Source organism: Bradyrhizobium sp. CB82 (assembly GCF_029714405.1).
In the GTDB taxonomy this organism is placed as follows: domain Bacteria; phylum Pseudomonadota; class Alphaproteobacteria; order Rhizobiales; family Xanthobacteraceae; genus Bradyrhizobium.
Window position 1 is genome coordinate 7,624,248 of the sequence record NZ_CP121650.1, and the last position, 25,975, is coordinate 7,650,222.

17 protein-coding genes and 1 pseudogene are annotated in these 25,975 nt (G+C 57.9%); 8 read left to right on the forward strand and 10 right to left on the reverse strand.

Annotated features, from left to right (window positions below; genetic code table 11):
- Positions 1-369 precede the first annotated feature (369 nt).
- The 6 genes from gmd to QA640_RS36815 all read left to right on the forward strand — a co-directional run bounded on the left by gmd (position 370) and on the right by QA640_RS36815 (position 6,514).
- Complete coding sequence (gmd, locus tag QA640_RS36790; protein WP_283037656.1) at positions 370-1,455, forward strand: GDP-mannose 4,6-dehydratase; 1,086 nt, start codon at positions 370-372, stop codon at positions 1,453-1,455.
- Positions 1,436-2,383 carry a GDP-L-fucose synthase gene (locus tag QA640_RS36795; protein ID WP_283037657.1) on the forward strand — a complete coding sequence of 316 codons (948 nt, stop codon included), beginning with the start codon at positions 1,436-1,438 and terminating at the stop codon, positions 2,381-2,383. Before gmd ends, QA640_RS36795 begins: the two co-directional genes overlap by 20 nt.
- A 603-nt stretch (positions 2,384-2,986) precedes the next feature.
- Positions 2,987-3,331: a transposase gene (locus QA640_RS36800; RefSeq protein ID WP_283037658.1), complete on the forward strand. Its 345-nt coding sequence runs from the start codon at positions 2,987-2,989 to the stop codon at positions 3,329-3,331.
- 50 nt (positions 3,332-3,381) lie between these two features.
- Positions 3,382-3,675 (forward strand): IS66 family insertion sequence element accessory protein TnpB, encoded by a 294-nt coding sequence (gene tnpB / locus QA640_RS36805; RefSeq protein WP_247992126.1) that lies wholly within the window; start codon positions 3,382-3,384, stop codon positions 3,673-3,675.
- Positions 3,676-3,719: 44 nt separating this feature from the next.
- On the forward strand, positions 3,720-5,456 hold the full coding sequence (locus tag QA640_RS36810; RefSeq protein WP_283037659.1) for an IS66 family transposase: 1,737 nt from the start codon (positions 3,720-3,722) through the stop codon (positions 5,454-5,456).
- A 575-nt stretch (positions 5,457-6,031) separates the two neighbouring features.
- Positions 6,032-6,514 carry a MarR family transcriptional regulator gene (locus tag QA640_RS36815; RefSeq protein ID WP_283037660.1) on the forward strand — a complete coding sequence of 161 codons (483 nt, stop codon included), beginning with the start codon at positions 6,032-6,034 and terminating at the stop codon, positions 6,512-6,514.
- Positions 6,515-6,911: 397 nt separating this feature from the next.
- Here the strand turns inward: QA640_RS36815 and QA640_RS36820 are convergent, their stop codons facing one another.
- The 7 genes from QA640_RS36820 to QA640_RS36850 form a co-directional block, all read right to left on the reverse strand.
- Positions 6,912-7,763 carry a YopJ family acetyltransferase gene (locus QA640_RS36820; protein WP_283037661.1) on the reverse strand — a complete coding sequence of 284 codons (852 nt, stop codon included), beginning with the start codon at positions 7,761-7,763 and terminating at the stop codon, positions 6,912-6,914.
- 521 nt (positions 7,764-8,284) lie between these two features.
- Positions 8,285-9,241, reverse strand: a complete 957-nt coding sequence (locus QA640_RS36825; RefSeq protein WP_283037662.1) for a hypothetical protein — start codon at positions 9,239-9,241, stop codon at positions 8,285-8,287.
- 158 nt (positions 9,242-9,399) lie between these two features.
- Positions 9,400-9,987, reverse strand: a complete 588-nt coding sequence (locus QA640_RS36830; RefSeq protein WP_283037663.1) for a hypothetical protein — start codon at positions 9,985-9,987, stop codon at positions 9,400-9,402.
- Positions 9,988-10,217: 230 nt separating this feature from the next.
- Positions 10,218-11,270, reverse strand: a complete 1,053-nt coding sequence (locus QA640_RS36835) for a hypothetical protein (RefSeq protein ID WP_283037664.1) — start codon at positions 11,268-11,270, stop codon at positions 10,218-10,220.
- A 661-nt stretch (positions 11,271-11,931) separates the two neighbouring features.
- Positions 11,932-12,135, reverse strand: coding sequence for a cold-shock protein (locus tag QA640_RS36840; RefSeq protein ID WP_283037665.1), 204 nt, complete (start codon positions 12,133-12,135; stop codon positions 11,932-11,934).
- Positions 12,136-12,901: 766 nt separating this feature from the next.
- The gene (locus tag QA640_RS36845) at positions 12,902-13,813 is read right to left on the reverse strand and encodes an SWIM zinc finger family protein (protein ID WP_283037666.1); all 912 of its coding nucleotides are present in this window, start codon (positions 13,811-13,813) and stop codon (positions 12,902-12,904) included.
- Complete coding sequence (locus QA640_RS36850; protein WP_283037667.1) at positions 13,810-16,230, reverse strand: DEAD/DEAH box helicase; 2,421 nt, start codon at positions 16,228-16,230, stop codon at positions 13,810-13,812. The genes QA640_RS36845 and QA640_RS36850 overlap by 4 nt, the downstream gene beginning before the upstream one ends.
- 426 nt (positions 16,231-16,656) lie before the next feature.
- On the opposite strand from QA640_RS36850, the gene QA640_RS36855 reads away from it, so the two are divergent.
- Positions 16,657-17,088 carry a hypothetical protein gene (locus QA640_RS36855; protein ID WP_349253660.1) on the forward strand — a complete coding sequence of 144 codons (432 nt, stop codon included), beginning with the start codon at positions 16,657-16,659 and terminating at the stop codon, positions 17,086-17,088.
- 1,396 nt (positions 17,089-18,484) lie between these two features.
- On the opposite strand, the gene QA640_RS36860 is transcribed toward QA640_RS36855, so the two are convergent.
- From QA640_RS36860 to QA640_RS36870, 3 genes are all read right to left on the reverse strand, one after another.
- Entirely contained in the window at positions 18,485-19,846 is a 1,362-nt protein-coding gene (locus QA640_RS36860; RefSeq protein WP_283037668.1) for a type II toxin-antitoxin system HipA family toxin, read from the reverse strand.
- Positions 19,847-19,852: 6 nt separating this feature from the next.
- A complete protein-coding gene (locus tag QA640_RS36865) occupies positions 19,853-20,188 on the reverse strand; it encodes a helix-turn-helix transcriptional regulator (RefSeq protein WP_283037669.1) in 336 nt (111 codons plus the stop codon).
- Between the two features lie 1,856 nt (positions 20,189-22,044).
- Positions 22,045-23,235, reverse strand: coding sequence for an acyl-CoA dehydrogenase family protein (locus tag QA640_RS36870; protein ID WP_349253760.1), 1,191 nt, complete (start codon positions 23,233-23,235; stop codon positions 22,045-22,047).
- A 447-nt stretch (positions 23,236-23,682) separates the two neighbouring features.
- On the opposite strand from QA640_RS36870, the pseudogene QA640_RS36875 reads away from it, so the two are divergent.
- A pseudogene (locus QA640_RS36875) lies at positions 23,683-24,926 on the forward strand (cytochrome P450).
- Positions 24,927-25,975: the final 1,049 nt, after the last annotated feature.

Here is a 25,975-nt window from a genome sequence, read left to right on the forward strand (position 1 = left end):
GACGGATTTCACCTTCTTGCTCTGACGGTGATCCTCACGATTTCGATCGATTTTTATCGCTCTGAGATTGCGGCGCATGAAGAACATCGTGGCGGGCCTGCGATTGCCGAATACGGGTAGAGAGTTCATTCAGAGGATCTAAGGCCGCATCCCGCTCGGAGCAGTTCCTCTGACCGCCTTTGCACGGCCAAATCTGGAAAATGGCAAAAACCTTTGCAAAATCATTGTCGTAAGCGTCTATTGTCCTTGGCCAGCCTTTTGTTTATCACCGTGGCCGGTTTTGCTCCCTCGAATAGCGTTCCGGCCGGGTGCGTACGGCGGTGACCAAGGGGCACGGAAAATGATCACTTCGTTTGCATAGGGTAGAATTTGTCTAACGGAAACTCTCACAGGCGGGTCGCTCTGATCACTGGCGTGACCGGGCAGGATGGCGCTTATCTCTCCGAATATCTTCTGTCGCTCGGCTATGTCGTGCATGGCATTAAGCGGCGGTCATCTTCCTTCAACACCGCGCGAGTCGATCACCTCTATCAGGACAGGCATGCCGGCAATGTGCCGTTTCTCATGCACTACGGTGACATGACCGATTCGACCAATTTGATCCGCTTGGTCCAGCAGATTAGACCGACCGAGATCTACAATCTGGCCGCCCAGAGCCATGTCGGCGTTAGCTTTGAAAGCCCGGAATATACCGCAAACGCCGACGCGATCGGCGTGCTACGCCTGCTCGAGGCGATTCGCATTCTTGGCCTGGAGAAAGAGACGCGCTTCTACCAGGCGTCTACGTCGGAGCTTTACGGCCTGGTTCAGGAAGTCCCCCAGAAGGAGACCACGCCATTTTATCCGCGCTCGCCCTATGGCGTGGCAAAGCTCTATGGCTACTGGATCACGGTGAACTACCGCGAAGCCTATGGCATGTTCGCAAGTAACGGCATTCTGTTCAATCACGAAAGCCCGATCCGCGGCGAGACCTTTGTGACCCGCAAGATCACTCGCGCCGTCGCCCGCATTGAGGTCGGTCTCGAAAATACACTTTATCTTGGCAACCTCGAAGCCAAGCGCGACTGGGGGCATGCACGCGACTACGTCGAAGGCATGCACATGATCCTACAGGCGGAAAAGCCTGACGATTTCGTGCTCGCAACCGGCGAGACGCGGTCGGTGCGCGAGATGGTCGAGCTCGGCTTTGCCGAAGTCGGTCGCCGCATCGAATGGCGCGGCAAGGGCGTAGAAGAAACTGGGGTCGACATCAAGAGCGGCAAGATCGTGGTCAGGATCGACCCGACCTATTTCCGCCCGACGGAGGTTGATCTTCTCATCGGTGATGCCAGCAAGGCGCGCGAACAGCTCGGCTGGAAGCCGAAGCGCAGCTTTGCACAGCTCGTGCAGGAGATGGTCGCAGGCGATCTTGCCGAGGCGAAACGGGAAGCCGAAAATGGCAAGCGCCCCGTTTGAGCTGAAAGGCAAGACGGTCTATGTCGCCGGCCATCGCGGCATGGTCGGGGCGGCGCTGATGCGCCGGCTCGCGCGGGAAGACACCCGGCTCGTCACCATTGAGCGAAGCGAGGTCGATCTGCGCGACCAGGCCCAGGTATTCGGCTGGTTCGCCAAGACGCGGCCACAGGTGGTATTTTTGGCTGCGGCCAAGGTCGGCGGCATCGTCGCCAATGATACACTGCGCGCCGAATTTCTTTACGACAACATCGCGATCGCCGCGAACGTCATCCATGCCGCGCATCTAAACGGTGCGGAGAAGCTGATGTTCTTGGGCTCCTCCTGCATCTATCCGAAACTTGCTCCCCAGCCCTTGCGCGGAGACATGATTCTGACCGGTCCGCTCGAACCGACCAACGAGCCCTATGCGATCGCCAAGATCGCCGGCATCAAGCTGGTGGAGGCCTATCGCAGTCAGTACGGAAGTGACTTCATCAGTGTGATGCCGACCAACCTCTATGGTCCCGGCGACAACTACCACCCGGAATATAGTCATGTGGTCGCAGCTCTAATCCGCCGCTTTCACGAAGCCAAGGTCTCCGGTGGAAAAAGCGTCCTGGTGTGGGGCACCGGCACACCCCGCCGCGAATTCCTCTATGTCGACGACATGGCGGATGCCTGCGTCCACCTAATGAAGACCTATTCGGGTGCGGAGCTGATCAATATAGGGACTGGCGAGGACGTCACGATCTTGGAATTCGCCCGGCTTGTCGCGGAGGTAGTCGGCTATCGAGGCGAGATCGCGTTCGATGCCTCTCGCCCCGACGGTACGCCGCGTAAGTTGCTCGACGTCAGCCGTCTCGCAGAGCTTGGCTGGCACGCGAAAACCTCCTTAAATGATGGCATCCAGCAGGCGTACCGCGCCTTTCTTACATCAAGGGAGGACTGAAGAAGATTGCTGCTAAGGGGCTCGCGTTCGGCGTTCGCTTCCGCCACACTTTGAGGCCACCGTGGTCCTCGAGAAGCGGACTACTTCTAAGCGGTCAGGCATGCAATTCTGGCCGCGGGCTAACATAATCTCGAATAGAGCGTTTCTCGGAGCGCGAACCGATCCGGTTTGAACGCGCGAGCGCAGCCAATATTGCGCCAGGCATTTGGCCCCGCGCACTCCCTGCGCATTCACTATGAACGTGTGGATTGCAATCGTGGCGCCTGGAAGACCCAAATCATTCAAGAAGTGACGGTCTCGGCGCGACGACCCCGCGTACTTGGAATGAGACTCTCAAGACATCGGCGCACGCTCCTGATGCCACACGGACAAGTCCGAACGCAACATTCAAAGCTTTGTCTTTGTCGGACGCATAGGGCCGAGGACGCGGAAAAAATTCGCCGCTCGTCGGTAATATTCCTGAGGGCCACAGCACGGCCCACCCGTCCTCTACGCTCGTCCTATTGAGGGATCAACGTACGCCTACGATGACGGCCGCCTTGTTCTGAGAGGCGGATTGAGCACTCATAAGCACGTGTTTAAGAGCGAGCTTAAGAGCCATTGATGGGTCAGATTTCGGTGCTGACGGGGCCGGAACGGCGGCGGCGTTGGAGCGAGGATGAACGGTGCCGGATCGTTGCGGAGGCCTTTGCGCCGGGATCGTGTGTGGCGCAGGTTGCGCGGGATCACGATATTTCGACGGGGCTGATTTACACCTGGCGGCGCCGGCTTCGCCAGGACCTTGCTGACCAGGGCTTTGTGGAAGCGGCGACGGAAGCGGAGCCGATCAAGGAAGCGGCACCGTCCGGTGAAGTGATCGTGGTGGAATTGACGGGGAGCGGGCGGATCCGGATTTGCGGGTCGGCGCCGCCCTTGCTGGTGTCGGCGGTGTTGAAGGCGCTGCGATGATTCCGATCCCCTCTGGCGTGCGGGTATGGCTGGCGACGGGCCATACCGATATGCGGCGCGGCTTTCCGAGCTTGGCTTTGCAGGTGCAGGAGGTCTTGAAGCATGACCCACTGGGGGGTCATTTGTTTTGCTTCAGGGGGCGCCGTTCAGACCTGATAAAAATCATTTGGCACGATTCTCAGGGAGCATGCCTGTTTACAAAAAGACTCGAAAGAGGAAGATTCATCTGGCCTTCGGCCGCCGGTGAAGCGGTGACGATCTCTCCGGCGCAACTTTCTTATCTGCTGTCTGGGATCGACTGGCGGAATCCTCAAGAAACTTTGCGTCCAACGCGAGTTGGATAGCATTCTGCGATTGAACCTACCGGGAAATCTGATTCACTGGCTTCATGAGTTTGAAGCCGGATGATCTTCCTTCGGATCTTGCCAGCGCCCAGGCGGCGCTGTTGATCGAACGTGAGGCGTTGCGGGCTGAACGCGAAGCGCGGCTGCGGGTCGAGGTCGAACGCGATGCGGCCGCGGCGAAGGTCACCCAGATACAGGCCGAAGCCATCAATTGGCAAGCCGAAGCGGCCAACGCGCGGGCGGAGCTGTCGGACAACGAGGCGTTGATCGCGCATCTCGAGCTGCGGATCGAGAAGCTCAAACGCGAACTGTACGGGCCGCGTTCCGAGCGCACGGCACGGCTGCTCGAGCAGCTGGAGTTGGAGCTCGAAGACCTCGCCACCACGGCGAGCGAGGATGAGCTTGCCGCGCAGGCCGCGGCGGCAAAGGCGCAGGCCGTGCGCGCCTTCACGCGCAAGCGGCCGGTTCGCAAGCCCTGGCCGGATGACATCGAACACGAGCGCGTCGTCATTGAGGCTCCAACGACCTGTGCCTGCTGCGGTGGATCGCGGCTGGCGAAGATCGGCGAGGATGTGACCAAGACGTTGGAGGAGATCCCGCGCCGCTTCAAGGTCATCGAGACGGTGCGCGAGAAGTTCACCTGCCGCGATTGCGAGAGGATCACCCAGCCGCCGGCGCCGTTCCATGCTACGCCGCGCGGCTTCATCGGCCCGCAGTTGCTGGCGACGATCCTGTTCGACAAGTTCGGCATGCATATCCCGCTCAACCGCCAGAGTGCGCGCTTCAAGTGCGAGGGGATCGACCTGCCGTTGTCGACGCTGGCCGACCAGGTCGGCCACGGGACCTTCGCCGTCATGCCGCTCTTCCACTTGATCGAACGCCATGTGCTCGCTGCCGAGCGCCTGCATGGCGATGACACCACCATCCGTATCCTGGCAAAGGGCAAGTGCACGACCGGGCGGATCTGGACTTATGTGCGCGATGACCGGCCCTTCGCCGGGCCTGCGCCGCCGGCGGCGGTCTATTACGCCTCGAGCGACCGACGAGGCGAGCGTCCCCAGAGGCATCTGGCCGCCTTCGCCGGCATCCTGCAGGCGGATTGCTACAGCGGCTTCGAGCCGTTGTTCGATCCGCAAAAGAAGGCGCTGCCGATCACGCCGGCGTTTTGCTTCGCCCATGCGCGGCGGGGCTTCTTCGAGCTGGCCGACATCGAGAAAAATGCTCGGGAAGGCCAGAAGGGCAAACCCATCTCCCCGATCGCGCTGGAGGCGGTCAGACGCCTCGATGCGTTGTTCGAGATCGAGCGCGCCATCAACGGCCGCGGCGCCGACGAGCGGCGCGCCGTGCGCCAGGAAAAGAGCAAGCCGCTTCTCGAGGACATGCGCGCCTGGCTGCTGCGTGAGCGCGAAACCCTCTCGCGCTCCTCCGAGGTCCTGAAGCCGATCAACTACATGCTCAGGCGCTGGGACGACTTCGCCCGCTTCCTCGACGATGGCAGGATCTGCTTGACCAACAATTGTGCTGAGCGCGCATTGAGAGGCATCGCCTTGGGAAGGCGCAACTGGACCTTCGCCGGCAGCCAGCGTGGCGCCGACCGCGCCGCCATCATGCTGACGATGATCACGACCTGTCGCCTCAACGACGTCGATCCCAAGGCCTGGCTCGCCGAGGTCCTCGCCCGTATCGCCGATCTTCCCACCTCGCGTCTGCACGAACTGCTGCCCTGGGAATGGAAACGCCTGCGCCAAGCCGACAAGCCCGCCGATCACCAGGCCGCCTGACCTTCACGCAACGCCATCATAGAGCTCGCCGTGCCAGCGCGCATGCGTCAATCAGGCGGCCTACGTCGTATGCAGACGGATCAACTCACCCAACCCATCACGTTAGAGGCGAGTCATGTCTTGAGGATGACGGCCATTATAGCTCCCTTTGGAATTCGAAGCTAAATCTATCGAATTCTCGCAGTCAGCAACCCGCCTGAGCACAGGCGTCTCGCCACGACCTGCCGAATGGCAATCTCGGCTTCAATAAAGCGTCAGATCGAAATCATGTGCGCGATTCGATGAGAGCAACTTTATTCTATCGCAAGACGATTTCGTGGACGAAGTTTTGGCGGATAAGGGTAGCGGAACGAAGGCGAACGCCGCCTAAATGACGAGTCAAACGCAAAAGTGACATTTGCGCGACATCCAACTTCAATGCGCACTTAGATCAATTGCACGCCTCAATTGTTTTTGATGTAGTGTGTCCTGTGAGCTCTATTTTCGAACGCATAAGAAGAGTACGTACGTTTCCGCCGGAGTGAACATCGACTGTGCGCGTGTCGGCCAATCTAGATTTGCCGGGGAACAACACCATGCAAGTAAAAGAACAACTCGATCGAGCAGTTAGTGACTTCATCTGGAATATCGTCGAGGTCCATTCCCAGCTCGAGGAAATACACAAGACTTGGGCTCAGCTATTAGGCATAACCGAACCGCAGTGGCTGATCTTGATGGCTGTTGACGAACTCGATGAAGGCCGAGGAGTCTCGGGAATAGCGGTTGCGAACAAGCTGCGAATTCATCCCGCTTTCGTCACCAACCAAACAAAGAAACTCGAGGCAATGGGGTTCCTTTCCCGCGTGACCTCGCCCGATGATGCGAGATACTTGCAGATATCGCTGACTCAAAAGGCGCAAGCGGAAATCACGAAGCTGTCAATCAAAAGACAATCCCTCAATGCCACAATGCTTGATGGGCTGGACGAGGAGTCCCTTCGCTACGTCAACAAACGGCTCGTCTTGATTGCGAAGAATAGCCGATTGGCATCTCAAAAGCTCAGCATTGGAATATTGTAAATTACCTGTCCTGAGCAAGCACCACACCTTGCTCGCCTGGCACCATTTGAAACGGGGAGGCCCTTGCGGCTGCAAACCTCCCAATCTCGTAATGGGCACGTGGTGTCCTGCGACGATGGACGCGGCAGCGCAATTGGATTGAAAGGCGAGGCTAGCCTCGGCAGAGCCTCGACCAATCGAGGAGGGAATCTGTTCAGACAATCGGGACCAGCTCAGTGACCGGTCAGACGCACCTATCGGCCTGAATTGGAATGCACGTTGGCCTCGAGCCAATGTTCGTTTTCTTGTGGCTGTTGAGGTCGTAGAGGATGACGTGAAGCTTTCAAAGGCCGCAGTGATGCAGTCATCGAAAGCCGATAAGGCTAAATCCGTGCGTGCCTTAGCACGAAAGATCCTATTAGTCAGATAACATCCTGTCCAAAGTCGTGCGGATCTTGGTTGCTCTCGAAGCCTCGATAGAGGCGCTATATTTAAGGGGGCCTCGCTGGACAGCAAAGGCTTCGAGCCGTTCGGCCAACGACTCCGTTTTGGGATCGCGTCTGCTGTTGCTTACATCTTCGTCTTGAATACCAGCTTGGTACATTGCGACTTCCTCGATTACTCCTTTCGAGTGAGAGTGCTTATAGAACAACGCTGGAAGAAACATTTCCCCATGAAACAGACTTATGTCGGCAAATTCCAGCATGGCGTCGGGTGAGGGAATGTAGTTGTTGGAATCGTCCCCCTCATCGGCAATCGTTCCCTGCCGATGAAGATTGCTATGCCAGCCATCGAAGGTGGACGACTCTTGGTGTGCTGCTAGCGCAAACTGCATGTCGAATATCACGCAATCGGCGGAAGATTTTTGCGCACCAACTCCAATAAAGGCCCATTTCGGCTCTGTCCCCAGCTGCTGTAGCGCTTGCCTTCGCAATCCGGAGTATGGGGTCAGGAAGGTGTAGAGGTCGGCCGGCTCCATCACGATAACCGTCGGCGGTGCTCCGGCGCGGGTTCGCACATCAGCAGCAAAGTGGTGCATCTCGCCGTCCGCCAACCGCACGACAGCACGCCAAGAACTGTCCGACGACCGGTCCGCCAACGCGTTAAGTAACTTGGCGGGCGAGTCCATATACTTAAGATTGAGTTTCGGGTAGCGCCTGTTATAGCCCTCCGCCAGGCGATGAAGATTGGCGATATCAAGGGACAACAATTCCTGGTCGGGCTGTCTGTCGGCAGACATATAGCGGGCCACCTGCTGACCATATTCCATGAGACCGGACGAAATTCCCGCCTGGTTGGCACGCTCAAGTGTTTGCCCAAGTAACTGAAGCTTCTCGTCAACGCGGGCTGGAATACGATGCGAAGCGGCTGCGCCACCGGCCTCGCGAGATGATCCGGGCGCGTGCTGTGATTCAATACTGGATCGAGGCGGACTCGATCGCACCGAATCTAGCTGAGTGGCAAACTCGGCCTCCAGGGCGTGTCCGTCATCCCGAGGGGTTTCGTGCCGTACGCTCGGTCGTGAAATGCAGCAGCCCATAATCTATACTCCTACCAAAAGGATCAATCATCCGACCAGGGACTGAAGTCGTGATGCCGCATCGAGCGCGGTTTTTAGCGATCTGCGCAACGAATCACGAGGGGAACCAATGGGCCGCGTAGCCCGATAGTCTCGGCAAGCGAAGTCAAGGCTGGGCAAACCGCACTAGCGTTGACAAGCAAGAAGCATCCGGTCATTGACCCGCCCCTAACAGCGCAGAAGCGCACTCCCGACAGCAGAGATACCGGCGATCATTGAGCCTCTTGATTGGTGCCGGGGCGATAGATCCTGTAGGGATTCGGTTGGCTTCCCGTCCGATAATCTTCCAGATTGCCGCCGAGAAACAAGACCTCCGTCTCTTTTGTCGGTATTCCATTCACCCACTCCCGCAATTTCGAATCTTCGGGATCGCTTCCGCGCGCCAGAACGCCGTCGATTCGACTGGTTGGCCAAACGGCAACCTTCGGTACCGTGTAGGTGTGCAACTCCTTAGCTTTCTGTGCGATTGCCTTCGCACGAGCATCGCCATCCGAAACGAGCAGTTGTAAGGGGTCCTGGGCCAACGACACGAAAGAAGACAATTTGGCATAACCGTAGGCGTGCATTGCAGCCATGCGTGCCATATCGATTTCGTCGATGTCGTCGTCGCAGAACGCCTTAGCAACATGCGCTCTAGTGTGACAACGTAAATCCGCCATGGAACGTACATGCTCCATTGCCGCCACATCGTCGTCTATACGCGGCTTGCAGTGGCTACTCTTGTTCTGAAAGCGGTGCAGCTGCGAATATGACGACGCCAAGACATCATTTAGAATATCTCTGCCATCGACGCTGCCGGCGGAAGACTCAGCCGTTGTTGGCCACTGTGCTGTTCGTCGCTCAGCGAGCCCGATCTCGTTGCTGAGCGCCTCAACGCTCGCTCCGACCAGCGATGCGGCAAGTTCGGCGCGTCCCCTGACAAATACTGCCGCGGTACATCGTTCGCTCTGCGGGATAGTGCGTGGTGGCGCATTGCTATTTGTCACATTCGTAGGAGATTCCCACTCGAGGTTTGCCGAATCTGGATGATGGGCTGACCGCAACTCACTTAGCTGCTGGTCAAAGTTCGCTTGATTAGGCAACGGGCATGCTAGGGGGCTGGTTTGCGCGCTCATGTCGACCGGTAGCTGTCGGGCCAAGTCAGCCGGGCTCCATGAGTCGTTATTCATTCTGTCTCCCACCTTGGGTCGTCTTGTTCTAATAGGGAGACCAGCTTTCGAGAAGCTGACGAACCCTGCGGTTTGGAAGGCGTAGAGGTGTCCTTCTCGGCACCCCGCATGGACTAGCTCAACGCCTGCTTTTCAGCTGGCGTCGGCACCGGCCTTGTCTACGTCGCTGTCAGGCGAGTACGACAGCCGCCAAGCCCGATCTCGATTATGCCGGCTCTTGCGCGCGGCGCAGGAACCGACGGCGGCGGTGGAGCGCACGTTGACGCCGGATTGGGCGTAGGATCTCGATCGGCACGCGCGTTTGCTTCACGAGCCGCCAGCGCGGCCGTTCCTTTGAACTTGCTGCGGGTCCAGAACTTTACGGCCGACAGACCGAGCGGTGTCCCACTGGTGGTGACGACCAGACTCGAATGCATCAACACACTGCATAAGGTGCGGCTGCTGGTTTGTCCGGCTTTGTAACGCCCAGCGGTGATGGTTTTTGTGGAGCCGATCTTGCCGGGCGAGAACTCGGTCGTGTCCTGCAGGATCAGAACAGGCCTTCCTTGGAAACGCGCTGCAATCGCAGCGAAATATCCCGCCATCACGCTGTTCGGTAACGCGCGGATTGTCGAAAAATCTATAAAGCCGTCTTCGTCGCAGCCCGATCCGCCGCAGGTTGCCGGAACCGGCTTACTCGGGGCGCCGGAAAGCTGCTCCAGCATCCGCCGTTGAAGGACGTTACGTTTAGCCTGAAGACTCGCCACCCCCGACTCGGCATGTTGCCAGCCGACGGGGCCGAGCTCCGATCCAACATTCACATGACGCCGCATTGATTCGGCGTCACGGACAGAACAACGCCTGATTCAGATTGGGAGCAAGCCTGCTCGAGGATGTCTGTAATTGAAACTACGCCGGAGCGATACATAAGGGCATCGCCTATGGCTTGATCGCCATACAGCAGCCCGGATCACAAAGGCTTCCGCTGCTATGCGACTCAACACTGGTTAGAGAGCGTATTCCGCACAAGTTTATGCTCAAGCCACCCGAAGATGCGGTCGTCGGCAGTCACAAAATTTTCGAACTCTTCCCCGTCAATCGTCAGCATTCTCGGTATCGCCAACTGTAGATCAATAGGTGCAGCGGCGCCATCACCTAGTAGTTTCATCGCTTCCGCTGCACTGATGATGCCTCGCCCACCAGCCACCACGAGAACTGGGCATCTTAGTTGCCGGAGCAATCGCAAGCGGCGGGCTGAAATCACTCGCTCGTCCTGCACGTCGGCGGTTCCGGTGAGCCAGTCGACAGACGCCAGCGTTCGAGCCCAATTCCAAAGACCGCCGTCACACACCGCTGCGGCCACACGACTGTCAAATGCGGCAAGGTCGGTTGCCAGGGCAGCGGACAGCCCATCTCCGTATACGCCAATACGAGCCGCATCAACGTCAGACCGGGTTGACAAGTAGTCCACACAGCAAGACAAGAACATGTCCGATAGGCTGCGTCCGGTATCTGAGAGGTCGTCATGAGCGACTACAAGGATGGACATGCCTCTATGCATCACGACAGGCAAGAGCCTTCCGAGCAGTGTCGTTGCTGTTTCCCCTTCCGTGCTGATGCAAATAATTGCTGGGGCGGCTGAACTGCGATCGCGAGCAGGCAAGTAGTGAGCTGAAATCTCAAATTGATCGCAGCACTTGATTTGTACTCGCTCGACCTTCGGTCCCAGCTTTCCGAGTTTTTGAATGACGGTGTTGATCTTGGCTGAAACGCTTTCAATTTTCGAAGCGTCTTCACAAGCTAGTCGCCTGGCAACTTCAAAGGCGGTTAGCGCGCATAGCCAATCTTCTGCCACCTCATCAAAGTATCCTTTCTCTATATTGGTATCACCAAGAACGCAGTGGGCGTCTCCGATGTTTAGCCATCTTATGACCCATTCAGTTCGGCTTATGGTTGTGCAGGCAGTTTCGAGATTGTTGAGGAACGCCGCGGCGCCCCACCGTGTGGATAAAAGATCGCCCCTCACCTGAGGCCACGCAGCGCCGTCCATCCCATTTCGCCCCTTAGTGCGGATCTCAATGGATAGCCGGTTCTGCGAATGCCAGCTTAGCTCCACGTGTCGCAGATTGTACCTGGCAACGCAGGAGAAAACTTGCCGGTATTGCGCCATGTGTCGCCGAAATTCTGCTTTGGTCGCGCGCGTGCGCAGTTTTTCGTCGGATTAAGCGTCAGCCCTCCGCTGCACGAGACGAGTCAAAACTCAGTAGGTTCGAGAGAACAGCTCGCACGCCTTGGAAGAGTGGCCTAAATTAGACTGCTTTCGCCAGGAGCTGCAAACGCGAATGATGCCCTTGAAAACTTGGCGTCACTGGCGCGCGAACGCCACGATGAACTGGACCTAATGCTCGAATTAGAAAAACGAATGACGCTGTGAAAATCATTCCGACGATGCGTTGGAGAGTTAAGGACCAGGCTGCCTTTGGAGGGCTGAGGACTGACATTCGAGCCAAAAGCATAACGTAATCGTCTTGAAGCACTCACACAATTTGCCTCCTATTGCGAAGCACGCCTACTCACAGCGTCAGACAAGGAAACGGCCTCAGCGGCTCCGGGGGGATATGCTGAGGCCGTACCTACGCCTCGCGGACAAGCCGGGGGGCGGAGCCAGAATGACGAATGGTAGGACTGCCTTTATGTATGCGCGAGCGAGCTTATCCAAGTCGAAGATTTTCGGCAGAAATTTTGCCAGAAGCTCCGACCCTTGTCTCGTAGCTGATCTTCGCGCCCTCTGCCAACTCATAGCCGGCCTTTTCTACGGCGCGGATGTGCACGAAGACATCGGGGCCGCCATCATCTGGCTTGATGAAGCCGTAGCCCTTAGTCGGACTGAACCATTTCACTATACCTATTGCCACCAAAAGTAACTCCAGATTGAACGCGCGGGATATAGCCAGAGTTCCTGCTGAGCATCAAGACCGCCGCAATGTACCAGATGCGTGTTGCTGGGCGAGGACGAAGGCAGCCGGAAGGTGTTGCATGTCGAAGATGGAGAGGGGGAAGCCGCTGCACGGCGTGGAAGAGTCTTACGGGAACGGTTTTGATCTCGGAGAGCGAGCTCGGCGCCGACATCTACGCCATTTTCACATCAACGGGGAGCAACCGGTCTTTCTGCAAACGGAAACGATCGAAATCGCTTGCTTGTATTACAACATCACGACGATCCCGCGAACGCACTCGCGTAATATTCCGCCGTAACGGGTGACATATCGGCAAGAAATTCTCTCGAACGTTGCCGTCGTGGGCCATGATCCGTGGGCAGCCGAAGATACTGCCAAGCGGGTCTCCTTTCGGGTGAAGCACACGAAACAACTCATGCCACGAGGACGGAGGTCAAAGCGAGCGGTCGCAGCCGCTTCCGGGCGGAAGAGCACCTTACGATTTTCGTGTCGGATTACGTCCACCTCCCGTCCTCGGCGGTCGAGAAGCGCGAATATCGCGGCGACCATAAAGTTCACTATATTTGGCTGGTCGTGAAGGTTGACAATCGCGATCTCCGGGTCGGCGGCTCACCACATCAATCAATTGGCCCATGATGCGAGAGCGGCAACAGAGACGATATTCGACAGAACATGCAGGCGCACCTCGGTGCCGCCGGCTGGCAGGCGCACGTTGAGCCGAATGCTAAGATCCGCGTCGTGTGCCTCCCTTCGCGGTGCTGGCAGATGTTGTCTTGCGCTTGAACTTTTTCCGAACCGCCGGAAATGGTTTACTTTTCTTCGTCACCGATGCGCTTGTCGCGACAGTCGCCGTGTTCCCTCTTGATGTCCCCGATCCCCGGTGCCGCTTTGGCGCGGGGGAAGCGTAGGCATCGAAGGCCGCGGATTCGGCCATCTCCAGCCCGAACAGCGCCGCGACATCGCTGTCACCGAGCAGCTTGGCGGTGCCGGGCACTGCTTTGGTTCGCACGAGGTCATGTCCGGCACCGGCGAGTAGCTCATTCTCATCCACGCCACGCAGAACGAAAAGAAGTTCGGGCTTTTCGTCGAGTCTGGCGCCAACGCCATAGAGAGCCGCCGCAACGTGCTTGCACATGTCTGCCCCGTCCGGACAGCTACAGGACAGCTTGATCTCTTCGGGCGATGGAAATAAGCCGTCGCCCTCGCGGCAGACCCGGTCCATGATCCCCTTGGCCAGACGGCCTTGCAGCAATTCAACCAGGGAGTCGATCGCGCCGGCGCAGTCCCAGCAGATGGCCTTCCAACACGCTGCCTTGACCGGCGCAATGGTGATCTTGATTCGGTACAACGAAGAGCCCGCAACCATCGCCGCGACCTCCCCCCTTGCAATCGTCAGGTCGAGAACGGAACCGTTGCGGACATAGGTTCGGCCACGCGGCACCCGGCTCGCATAGTCGCTATAGCGTTCGAGGTTGACGCACCACGACTTGCCCCAGAAGGTCTTTGCAATCGTGCGGCCCTCGATTGTCACGGGAGCAATCGATTGCCCTCGTTTCCGAAGCTTGGCCAGCTCGCGTTCTGCCAAACGACGCCTTTCGGCCACCGGCACGTAAGGGGGCCAATCAAAATCGCTCATCCGCGTTCCCTTGTCGCTGCGTTCAGATCGAGGGCCACGAGTTTCAGCAGCTCCTCATCCTTCAACTCGGTCAACACCACATCGGATGCGGAGCCGAGCAAATCCCCGGCAAGCTGCTTCTTCGATTCGATCAAATTATCGATCTTGTCCTCCACGGTGCCCCGGCAAATGAATTTATGCACAAGGACATTCTTGGTCTGCCCGATTCGAAAAGCTCTGTCCGTCGCCTGATTTTCGACGGCCGGGTTCCACCACCTGTCGAAATGAACGACATGAGAGGCGGCAGTGAGATTGAGCCCTGCGCCACCCGCCTTGAGAGAGAGCACGAAGAACGGGACATTTTCATCGTCCTGGAACTGGCGCACAAGCTCCTTGCGCTTCTTGACCTCGGTTTCGCCATGCAGGACGAGACCGGCCTGCCCGAACACGGAGCCCAGGAACGCCGCCAGTGGAGCTGTCGTCTCCTTGAACTGGGTGAAGATCAACGCTTTCTCCTGCCGGGCGGCCGCTACCTCCGCGATGTCACGCAGCCGCTCGAATTTGCCGCTGTCCCGCTCAGTCCATCCGCCATCGCCGAGCCATTGCGACGGATGGTTGCAGATCTGTTTCAGCCGCATCAGAAACGCGAGCACCAGGCCTTTTCGCTGCATCCCGTCGACGTCCTCAAGCTGCCGCGCCAGCTCTTCCGCCGCTTGCTGGTAGAGGGCCGCCTGCTTGCGGCTCAGGGAGCAGAAGGCATTCACCTCGGTCTTGTCGGGCAAATCGGCAATGACGCTCTTGTCGGTTTTCAGGCGTCGCAGGATATAGGGTCGCACCAATTCGCGGAGCGGTCCGTAGGGGTTATGCGGCCGATCGGCAAGGCCTTTGACAAAGGACGAAAACTGCTTCGACGATCCCAACAGTCCGGGATTGATGAAGTCGAAGATCGACCAGAGGTCGCCGAGGTGATTTTCGATAGGTGTGCCGGTCAGCGCAATGCGCGCGTCGGCCTGGAGCTGCTTGACCATCTTGGTCTGCTTGGCGGATGGATTCTTGATAGCCTGCGCCTCGTCAAGCACGACCAATCGCCACGGCGTGGTCGTCAGCCAAGGCGAGCGCGCCAGAAACCCGTAGCTGGTGATCACCAGGTCTGTGTCAGCCAGCATGTCTGCATCTGGATTGCCCGTGCCGTTCGCGCTCAACTGCTCGGCCGGTGCAGCCGATGGGTGGGCCACGCGCGCCTTGAGGTCCGGTGCAAATCGGGCAATTTCCGAGACCCAATTGGCGAGCAGCGAAGCCGGAGCCACCAGAAGACATGGCCGTCGCCTGTCTTTGGTCTCACTCTTCAGCACGAGCAGAAGCGATAGGACCTGGATGGTCTTGCCGAGACCCATGTCGTCAGCAAGGCAGGCGCCAAGCCTGAGCTGAGTGAGCAAGTAGAGCCATTGCACGCCCGCCAGCTGATACGACCGCAATGAACCGTGAAGTGATTTACCTGGATCGATCCCAGCAAGCCCATCGGGGCGGCGTAAGACTGCCAATGTCTCCGCCAGCCAGGGCCCCGCCACGGTCTGGCTCCAGTCGATATCCGCTTGTCCACCGGAATCCTTCTCGGCGATGTTGGCGCCGGCCAGCATGCGCATCGCCTCGCCGAACGACAGGCCGTCGCTGGCGGCACGCCGTTCGGCCGCTTCGAATTCATCGAAAGTCCGGCGCAGACGCTCATGGTCAACCTCGACCCATTTGCCGCGTACCAAGACCAGCCCGTCGGACTGCGCAAGCAGCCGCTTGATTTCGGCAGCCGAAAGCTTTTCACCCTCGAGCGTCACCTCCATCCGGAAGTCGAGCAACGCATCCATCCCCATCTGAGATGGCGCTCGTCCCCCGATCGTCGCCTTGACTTGCGCACGCGCGGGGCGGTTCAGACGCCAACTCGCCGGCATTCGCAGCGCGACCCCGGCACTTTCGAGCGTGGGCACGTCTTTCAGGAATTGCAGGGCCTGCTGCGGGCTCCAGCGCAGCGGATGAAAGATCTCGCCCGCGTCGACCATAACCTTCAGCCAGGCGCAATGCTCGGCAGCGCGCTGGATGGGCAGCAATAGCGACAACAAGCGCTCGCGATTTCTTGCACCGGCATATTCCTGCAAAGCCTTGCCGAGAGGCACGTGCTGGGCCTTGGCTTCGGCCGAAAGCCGTGTCGTGTAGGTTGCCAGGAACGCGAACGGGGCAACTTCGTCCTTCCTGTTCTCGGCAAGATTGAAATGGACGCGGCCGATCAGGTTCCAGGCAGGATGTCGGCCCTTCAGGAACTCCTGCACGGAGAGCCCGGCGCCAGCCAGTTCGGCATCGAACGCTGCATCCATGTCTCGCCAAAGATCGGCCAAGACATCCGTCGTCAGGTATTCGCCGCCGATCATGGGCGGAACGGCCGCCGCCATGTAGTCCAGTTCGCCATCCGCCGGAACCGCAACTGGCGGCTTGGTGGACCGATCTCCGATACCGGGAACGGCGCATAGTGCGGTTACGTAGCGAGCTCCGAACTCTCGCCAATACGACAACACCGGAGGTAGACTCGTTTCGACCTCATCGGCGCCCAGGCGCAACAGCCCATGTCCGGGCCCTCTCAGGAAGGCTTCTGCCAGCCGAGGATGCTCTTCCGACTCCAGCCCAGGCGCGGCCTCAGTCTCCCTGAGAATCAACAAACCACGCGGGGTGAGAACGGGCGCCAGCATCATGATCGGAGCATTCTTACGATTCGTATTGGATGGAAGCGCGTTCTACCTGTTGACGGGGCTGATTGGGATCACGGATCATATCCAGGATCTGGGCCCGTATCACACCCAACCAAGCTGCAGCCGAAAGCCGTGCCAATAAGTATCAAAGACATTGTCGAGGCCTTCGAGTTCGCCAACACCGGCGGCAACATGGGAGAATTTCTCGCCTTCGTCTGCAAGCGGACGGGAAAAATCTACTATCAAACCGATTTTCCGGACGGTGCAGAGGTGAACGACGAACTGCCGGACGACATCGACGACGAGGAGAAATATGTCGCGCTCCCGGACAAGGGCGAACTCCGGCTGGGCAAGCCGCTGGTGCTGGATTTTGCTCGCGAGTTCCTGCCGGACAATTTCGACGACGTCTGCTATTTCTCCGACAGGCGGGGAGCCTACCCGAAATTCAAGGCCCTGCTCGCCAGACGAGGCGCCATTGATCACTGGCACGCCTTCGAAGCGAAAGCCACGGAGCAGGCGTTGCGCGACTGGTGCGCGCTGCATTCGATCGAAATAGTCGGCTGATCTTGGCGCTCCCTAGGGAGCCGGAAGCTAACTCGGGAAGGCACTGACAAACCAGAGCAAATATACTTCACTGGCGTGGCGTTTCCTACCACCGAATGCTACCACCTTACAAGGCATCATCGTATTTCTCCTACGCTGGAGTCCTAAGGTGGCCTTCGCATGAATTGGGACTGGGAACGACTACAAAGACATCATCTAGCCAGTTCAGTGCGAGCGGTTTTCTTTCAAACCGACCACTCGGAGTATCCCCACGCGACTCACGGCGGAACTCTGTTCATTGTGAAGTATCGGGGGCGTCCCCACGGCGTGACGTGTAAGCATGTCATCGGCGACTTCGATCCCAACATGCTCCACGTCAGTGCGCGGACGGAACTGACACCCGGCAGTACCTCGGCCAGACTACAGAACCTGGGTCTAGCCACCAACTTGGGAGGCGCTGCGGTGGGCTCAGACTTAGGTGACTTATGCGTCATAGAGTTCGCTGATGACTTGCCGCCTGACTTTTTCGGAGGCACCGAATATCCAATCGAAGAGAAAACAGTCGGACGTAGTGAGGCAGAACACGACTTATTCGCAATTGGGATATCAAAGGAGAAATCGCTACTACTCCCCGGCGGCACTTTTGCCCTTTGTCTATTGCCCTTGCGGGATAGAGGCGCGACCAACGACCCGATCTTGCGCCGAGCAAGCGCTAGGTACGGCCAAACAGAGTACGAGACTATCACTGGGATGAGTGGTGCACCGGTCTTTAACCTGACGAAGCAGGTCCTTTGCGGGATGGTGATGCGCGGAAGCCTCCGTGACGGCCTCTGCGAAGTCCGTTACGCGGATATCCACAACATCGTCCATATGCTTCACATGACACAGGCCCGCTCGCCACAGATGACGGATACACGGCTTCCTCTCACGGAAGCTGGCATGAAGCTTTGCGGCGCGGGGCTTGCCGCCTGGATGAAGCCGATCAGGTCGTGTTCCTGGCTCTGGCATCGTGCGCTTGTCAGGGGCGTTTGAGATCGACGAGTCCGAAGAACGAGGTTGTAGGTCACTACCGTCGGAAAGAAGTCGTTGACCTCCAAGAGGTGGGTCCCCTTCCCTAAACTGCTGATTCCTTATCTTCCGAAGCGAATAAACAGCCCTCTCTTCTCCGACAGCATCCCGGCAGCATCGGCAAAGACTAAACCGGTTTCTGGACAATTGCGGCATCGATGATCCCGACAAAGTCGTCCATTCTCTACGACGCCGAGCTCAGGATCGCCTGCGGGCCGCTAGCTGCCCGCAAGACTATCGGTGGCGCTGCTTGGACACGAAAAGAAGACGGTGGCCGAAGGCTATGGAGAAGGTTTCCCGGTGCCCTTGCTCCGCAAGTGGATCGACCGCATTGGCACCTGAGAGCTTGCTATTCCGGCAAATCCGTTTCGCCGACCTTTGCGGTGCTGGATTTTTCCGCAGGCGCTGTGCTCGCGTCGTGGCCGCGCACCATCGATGGCCTAACCTCATGCACGAGTGCCAGCGAACCGAACCGGGACAGGATTGCATCTTTCATGGTATCCGACGCAGGCAGACCCTTCAATTCTTTTGGCCAGGTATCTAGAGCGCGTGTTGCGGTCTGCCGCATTTCACGCTCCAACACCCTTAGGTCCACCTCGATGAAGGGAGCGATGCGGCGGAGGCGCGCAGTGTCCACGATTTTCGGGTCTTTGGTGCCATTGAACCTAAGTGCCATGGTATCGTGGAGGTAAGTCAGGGTTGAGACGATATCATAGGCTGGCGTTAGTCGCGCATGGCGTCCATCGGGGTAAATGAACGACCAGTTTTTCAGATGTCCATCGTTATTGCCTAACATGACGTCGACAACAAGCCGCCTCAACCCTTCCAACATGTCGCCGATCGGATCGTTAGAAAAGCGCTTTATCGAGCGCAGAACGGTCTCTTGGTTCCACCTGAAGTATTTGTCGTCCGCGATGGCTCCGGCGATTTGAGCGAAATCCTCGGTATGGATGCGAACATTGCCGGCGGCTCGGTCAAAGCGGCTTACAGAAAGTGCGTACTCGCCGAGTTCGCGAAATTTCTCCGGAACACCTTGAATCGTTTTCATGTCGACGAGGCGAGCATCGGAAACGTTCACACCAGCAAAGCGAGCAAGTTGCAAAGAGGTGTATTCGTTTTCGACAAGACCGGGAAACTTATTGCTCGGCAGTTTTACAATCACATCACCGCTCTCGTCCGCGCCCGGTGCGGTGAGCCGGTGAGTGTCGCCGTGCATTGAGAACTTGAGCTGCACGCCGGCTAACGAAAAGCTGATTGGCTTGCCGGTTACCGCCGCTTCCACCGCCTCATCCGACAGTCGCTTTGGTGGGGGCTCGCCAGCCTCTCGACGTGCGACTATTGCGCCGGGAAGGTCGCCACCCAACCTTGCCAAGACATCGTAGTGGTCAAAGGAGCCGGTTCCGAATTCACGCTCGACGAGTTCGAGAAGCGCTCCTTCCGGGAGCAGATTGTCAAAGTACGGAGGCAAGATCCGCCCGTGCGAGATCTTGTCTCCTCTATTCCGAAGTCGCGCCAGCGTTTCCTGCTCGGTGGCGCCATGCCATGCCAAACTAACAATCGGACGTTCTCGACCAAGTCTCAAATATGAATCGTCGACCTCAAACGTTATTACGCCAGGCGCGTCCCGCACCAGCGTTCCTACGCGGACCTCACGGTCCGCGGAGGGGCGTAGAAAGATGCCGAGGATGCCGGGACGATTAAGAACCGCCATGCGTACTCACGACTCCTCATCCTCGGGGGGGTCGGGGATGAAAACCTCATCGTGAAGGCTACGAACCGGCACTGGATAGGCGGTTTCGGTTGGAGGCTGTTCAATCAGGGACATCACTTCCTCCAACCTTTCGGCAGGGACAAAGGTCAACGTCAGGCCAGCCGCTTCGCCCGCTTGGGCCAATGCGTCGACGGTGGCATTGATCTTACCATGTTCGATGCTGCTCAGACGGCTGGGCGCATTTGCGGTCCGGTGCCCCAGATCGGCCAGGGTCCACCCCTTGCTCCGACGGGCGGCTGTCAGTTGCGCCCCTAAGCGCTCTCGGGTTTCCCGCTGTTCCATCGCTTATCTTTTAAGGTAAGTTCCACGACATATTCATGTATAGGATAATGTAAGCGCCGTCAAGCTGATTCATTTATAAGATAAAAATCGCGTGAATTCTACGTATAAGGTAATTCGGACCCCCTGAAACCTTCGACCCCAGCCGGCTTCCAAAAGGAACGCCAATGACCTGCACATGTCGGTTCGCGAATGGCAGTCCCTCGGCCACCTGGTTCCCTCGTTTCGCTATTCACCCCTTCGTTGTCTATAGAGCGAGGAGAGCAGACATGAGCGGACAAGCGACCATCAGCATTGATCGTGAGAGTCGCCCAGCAGCACGGTTGCGACACCTCTTTGACGGCTCTGCTGCACAGTACCGAAAACGGTTGATCGACGTGAAGGAATGAATGGATCTCGGGAACCGGGCGGCCGTCGGACCGGCGTTGAAGTGACCTGTGAGCAGCGATGAACGGTGGTGCTCAGCACTGATTGATCCTCTCATTAATAAGAAGACGACAATGATGAGCGATATATCAGCCTACGATGTGGCCGACCTACTGTCGAAGATGACTCTGCAACTTCGCGAAACGTGCTCAAGGAACAGTTAGCTGAATATTCCAGTCGGCACCATAGCCGGTGACAGGCAGCGCCCATAATCAGCGCGCCCCGTGACCCGCCAGCAACTCTGTCCGCCGTTCCTCTCAAGCTTACGCGCTGGGAGGTCCAGCATTGGCTCGCCTTCGCCCATGAGACTCTCGATGAGACTATCGGGCGCTTCATCCGCAATTAGCCGATCCTTGAAGCTATCCCGCAGCGAATAAGCCGCGTGTTCTTTGGTCGGCCGCAGTCCATTCTCCAGACGATACTTATTCAACGCCGCGGAAAGGTTGGAAGACTTGTCACGATAACGCGGGACAACCTGCGGCCGCTTTTTCATGGCGGCGAACGCGGCGCTAACCAGCGGTCTCTCTCGCTGCGAGACAGCTGTCTTGAGGCGGCGTCCTTCTGATAGGATCTTCACGTGAGGTATTGGCCCTCCAGAACGATAACGTCTTCCTGCAAGTTCACGACCTTTAAGGCAGTAGGCCCGTGTCGGCTACCACGTACAAGCGTAAGCGAGCATCCTCGTTCAAGCCGTCCAGACCGTGAACTGGTTCGGCCCGACGCGCATCCCGATCCAGCTGCCTCTACGTTGTGAGCACCGCGCTGAATCAGTCCGCTACCAGCGTGTATCGCTCGTCCCCATCGTTGTAGATCGTGTGCTCGCCGTCAGGCCAGGACTTGAGGCGCGATCGCGGGTCGGTGTTGCCTTCGAGAAACGCACATTGAGATCCAGACTTGACCAGGGCATCGGCGCCGCCCTCCAGCACCAGTGTCGGGCAGGCGATAGGGACGCGGCGGCCGTCGAAGACAAGCGCGGAAACGCGCCTCAGTCAGCAAATCCGGATCGTGGTAGCCGAACATCGCCGCGAGCTGCTCTTGCGCCGTGCGGAACGGCGGCGCCTCCGTGCGCGGTGGCGCCCCATTGATACAGCAGGCGTGAACACTGCTGTCGCGAATGGCGGTTAACGCCGCGAGGAGCCCGCCATAGCTGTTACCCGATAGCCCGATCTTCTCATCAGGCGAGCGCATTAGGGCAATCTGGCCGCGAAGCGTTTCGTCACGGAATGGCTCGAGCTCGTGGCAGAGAACCCTACCGGGACCGCTGCCCTCCCCGCCGCGCCGGCGCGGCGCGCGAGCTTGGCGCGCTCTCGTTCTCGAGGCAAATCCGAAGGATAGCGATCCGGGCTGGCCGCCCTGACGTGCCGTTCGCCACCTTGAATCTGATCAGCCTTATCTCCCGCGGCATGGACGCGTTTCGAAACCGGGCACTCGACCTATTCTCCCCCTTCGTAGAAGAGCTCAAGCGGTAGTCCGACCAAAGATTTTCCGATCCAGTCCCGAGCGATAATGTTCGATGGGCCCATTGCACTGGCCGCGCGCGCATCGCGGAAGAAACGTTCGATCGGCCCTCGGCGATAGCCGTAACCTCCGGTCACTGTTAGTGCAGCGCCTGCAACCTCGTTCGCGACCTCGGCGGCATGCACCTTAAACTCGGTTAGCGGGATCAGGATTTCGCTTTGCGGCTTGCCGGCGCGCCAGAGTTCGTCCAACCTCGTTGCCAATTCGAGCCGCCACGGGCGCACCGACTCGACGAGCACCTTGGCCGCGCCGAGCTCTTGCCGGATCACCTGATAATCTGCAAGTCTCTTGTTCCGATCCTTATGCACGAAACTTTCAGTGTGCTTGACAGCGGCATTGAGCGCGCCACGGGCCAAACCTTCCCAGACGGCGCCGAGCCCGATCAGATTGACGGGCGAGACACCGTTGTAGATGATTTCCTTTCCTTGCCCTTCTGCGCCGAGCCGGTCCCGCCGCGGTACCCGCACGTTGTTGTAGCGGATGGGTCCTGAGTGATTGGCGCGCACGCCGAGGGCGTTCCAAGGCTTCGATTCGATCCCGGGAGACTTTCCGTGCACAATGAAGAAAACAATGTCGGCCTGGTCCTTGGCGCCGGGCGTGCGTGTCTGGACCACATAGAAATCGGCCTGACCGGAGCTCGTTGTGAATGATTTTTTGGCATCAATCAGATAGTCGTCGCCGTCGCGTGACGCTTCGGACAGATTGTACCACCAGTGTCCACCGGTCGCGCGTTCGCTGGTCGAATATGTGCCAAGAAGGGTGCCGTTCTTCGCCTTGAGCCATCGCTCCTTCTGGTCATCGTTGCCATACAGGTTGATGGTCTGAGCCGCACCGACGTGCATAACGTAGACAAGGCCGGTCGATGCATCGATCTGACCAATTCGATAAGCAGCTTCGGCGAAATCGACATGACCGAGGCCAAGACCGCCGAAGCGGGTTTCGCTCAAGACGCCGGTCCAGCCCACGTCCGCCAACGCCTTCAAATTTTCTTTCGGAAAGCGGCTTTCGAGATCATTGCGGTCGGCGTTGCGCCTTACGGTCGCATCGATGGCAGCATCCAGCCGAGAATAGAGCTCGAAGTTGTGTGCCAGCCCGGCTGTAACCATGGTCAGTTGATCCTTTGCCGACGAATTCAAACAGCGGCGTGCGTCAGCATTTTCCTCTCTGAAGTCCGTTTGCGGTGAGCCGCCAAGGTAAAGCGCCTTGATGTCGTCGCGGTTAAGCAAGTGCGCTGGTGCACCGGACAGGACGCTATGGCCGTTCGAGAGGACGACTGCATGGGCCGAAAATCGTACCGCGACCTTCGGATTCTGTTCAGCTACCAGGATTGAGAGGCCCCGCATTTTGCTGAGCTGCTTGAACGCTCAGCCGATCGATTTAGAAAGTCAATGCGGTCCTTACTGCCGGACATAGTAGGGAGAGACTGTCTTCACTGTGGGATACTCTGTTCTGGCGACGACCCGCTCGCATCAAAAGGCTGCGGCAGTTCGAACCATGAATCGCGACCTGTAGATCCGCAAGCTTTCGAGAGAGAAAATTCTGCGGAGAGGATCATGAAAACGCGATTGGCAGGCTATAGAGGCGATAATGCGTGTCATATGCCGCTGAGCAATCTGGATGTGAGCGAAGCCAAGCGCTTTCAGGATGACAGCATATGGAGCTGCTTCGAGCGATTGCGAATGGAAGATCCCGTTCACTACTGCCAAGACAGCCCTTATGGTCCATATTGGTCCATAACGAAATACCGAGATATCGTCGCGATAGATGCAAATCATGCGACATTTTCGTCAGAGCGAGGCGTCACAATTGTCGATGTGCCGGATAAGCACTGGACTCAAAGTTTCATCAAGATGGGGCCTCCCAAACATGGCGAGCAGCGCGCTACTGTAAGCACCCGATAGTCGCGCCGGAAAATCTGACGAAGCTCGAAGGCTTGATCCGCTCTCGGGTTAGAACGATTCTGGACGGCTTGCCGCTGAATGATACCTTCAATTGGGTGGATATGGTCTCCATTGAGTTGACGACGCAGATGCTCGCAACGTTGTTCGACTTTCCATTTGAGGATCGCCGGCTCCTAACCTATTGGTCGGACGTAGCTGTTGCTGTTCCGAAAGTAGGTCATGCGATCGACAGCTGGGACAAGCGCAGCACGATCTTGTCCGAGTGCTTGGATTATTTCACGCGGCTTTGGAACGAGCGCGTGAATGCCGACGCCCGCCTGGACCTGATCTCTATGATGGCACACTCACCTGCAACTCGACACATGGAGCCGAGCGAGTTTCTCGGGAATCTGATTCTACTGATCGTGGGCGGGAATGATACCACGCGCAATTCGATTACCGGGGGTCTCCTGTTCATGAACCAGCACCCCTCCGAGCTGCGAAAATTACGCGATAAGCCCAAGCTGGTGTCGAGCGCGGTGTCGGAGATTATTCGGTATCAGACGCCGATCGCACATATGCGGCGCAACGCCGCGGCCGATATCGTCGTGGGTGGGAAACACATCAGGAAGGGTGACAAGGTCGTCATGTGGTATATCTCTGGTAACCGCGACGAAGAGGTCATCGAGAACGCCGACAGCTTCGTCATCGACCGCAAGAACGTTCGGCAACATCTCTCCTTCGGATATGGTATCCATCGATGCGTTGGGCGACATCTTGCGATGTTGCAGTTGAAAATTCTCTGGGAGGAAATCTTGAATGCGCGGCTGGAGATCAGGGTTGTCGGCGAACCCGAGCGAATTGCGTCAAACTTCGTGCACGGTTATTCCGCTCTCCCTGTTCAGATTAAAGCCTAGGCTGTGATGCCGCACGGTTCGGTCCCCTCTTTGACGGCTCTCGTTGGGGTACAGTGCCGAAAGCGGTTGATCGGCGTGGAGGAATGAATGCATCTGGGGAACCGGGCAGCCAACTGACAGGCATTGAAGTGATCTGCGAGCAGCGATGAACGGTGGTGCCCAGCACTGATTGTTGAGACGACGCAATGACGACCGATATGTCGGCCTACGTTGTGGCCGACCTGCTATCGAGAATACTTCTGCAACTTCGCGAAACTTCCTCAAAGAGCATTTGGCGCAATATTCCAGTCGGCAGCCAAGCCGGTGACAGACAGCGCCCATGATCAGCGCGCCAAGCCGTGACGCCGCCAGCAACCCTGTCCGCCGTTCCTCTGGTGTTTGGTCCCGGCATTTGTTGGAGCGATGGAGTTCGAAGCGTTCTGGCTGGGAAGTCCAGCATTGAATCTCCTTCGTCACATCACCCGAACGACATCGGCAAAATGCTACATGAACGTGAAGCGTCTCTATCAACCACGGAACCTTTTCTTTTTGAGATCGGTGTAAGTTGGGAAACTTTGCCAATGAGCTACGCTTCCGTTTACAAGGATTTCGACCGTAGCCCTCTTCTAAACTCGGGCTTATGCCCAGGGACAGCACATCGCGGCTTTCGATGATCGAGCGCATAGAACGCACGCTGGCGCCGCGCCTATTTTTGAGACAGAGCTTCAGGAACTCAAGGAACAGACCCCGAGGCGCGCTCCCGCCGGCTGACTGCCTACAGCGCAGCCGAGCCTTTGAAAGCGATCCGCTGAGGATACTCAGCTCAATTCGAGCCAAACGCCTTTGCCATATTCGGCTTGCTCGTCTTGTGGCCTATGAGTCTCTCGATGAGACTATCGGGTGCTTCAGCCGCAATTAGCCGATCATTGAAGCTATCCCGCAGCGAATAAACCGTGTGTTCTTTGGTCGGCCGCAGTATCGGGCTGACGAACCGAAATATGCGCCGAAATTGCATCGCCAGGCTGGGATGCATTGTAGAAAATGTAGGACTGACTCGGCTAGGAATCGCG

What these genes read in the sequence shown, in the direction of transcription:
- QA640_RS36795 (WP_283037657.1), top strand. Translation starts at nt 1,436, where the DNA reads ATGGCAAGCGCCCCGTTTGAGCTGAAAGGCAAGACGGTCTATGTCGCC.
- QA640_RS36800 (WP_283037658.1), top strand. Translation starts at nt 2,987, where the DNA reads ATGGGTCAGATTTCGGTGCTGACGGGGCCGGAACGGCGGCGGCGTTGG.
- tnpB (WP_247992126.1), top strand. Translation starts at nt 3,382, where the DNA reads ATGCGGCGCGGCTTTCCGAGCTTGGCTTTGCAGGTGCAGGAGGTCTTG.
- QA640_RS36810 (WP_283037659.1), top strand. Translation starts at nt 3,720, where the DNA reads ATGAGTTTGAAGCCGGATGATCTTCCTTCGGATCTTGCCAGCGCCCAG.
- QA640_RS36815 (WP_283037660.1), top strand. Translation starts at nt 6,032, where the DNA reads ATGCAAGTAAAAGAACAACTCGATCGAGCAGTTAGTGACTTCATCTGG.
- QA640_RS36820 (WP_283037661.1), bottom strand. Translation starts at nt 7,763, where the DNA reads ATGGAATATGGTCAGCAGGTGGCCCGCTATATGTCTGCCGACAGACAG.
- QA640_RS36825 (WP_283037662.1), bottom strand. Translation starts at nt 9,241, where the DNA reads ATGAATAACGACTCATGGAGCCCGGCTGACTTGGCCCGACAGCTACCG.
- QA640_RS36835 (WP_283037664.1), bottom strand. Translation starts at nt 11,270, where the DNA reads ATGGACGGCGCTGCGTGGCCTCAGGTGAGGGGCGATCTTTTATCCACA.
- QA640_RS36845 (WP_283037666.1), bottom strand. Translation starts at nt 13,813, where the DNA reads ATGAGCGATTTTGATTGGCCCCCTTACGTGCCGGTGGCCGAAAGGCGT.
- QA640_RS36850 (WP_283037667.1), bottom strand. Translation starts at nt 16,230, where the DNA reads ATGGCGGCGGCCGTTCCGCCCATGATCGGCGGCGAATACCTGACGACG.
- QA640_RS36860 (WP_283037668.1), bottom strand. Translation starts at nt 19,846, where the DNA reads ATGGCGGTTCTTAATCGTCCCGGCATCCTCGGCATCTTTCTACGCCCC.
- QA640_RS36865 (WP_283037669.1), bottom strand. Translation starts at nt 20,188, where the DNA reads ATGGAACAGCGGGAAACCCGAGAGCGCTTAGGGGCGCAACTGACAGCC.
- QA640_RS36870 (WP_349253760.1), bottom strand. Translation starts at nt 23,235, where the DNA reads ATGGTTACAGCCGGGCTGGCACACAACTTCGAGCTCTATTCTCGGCTG.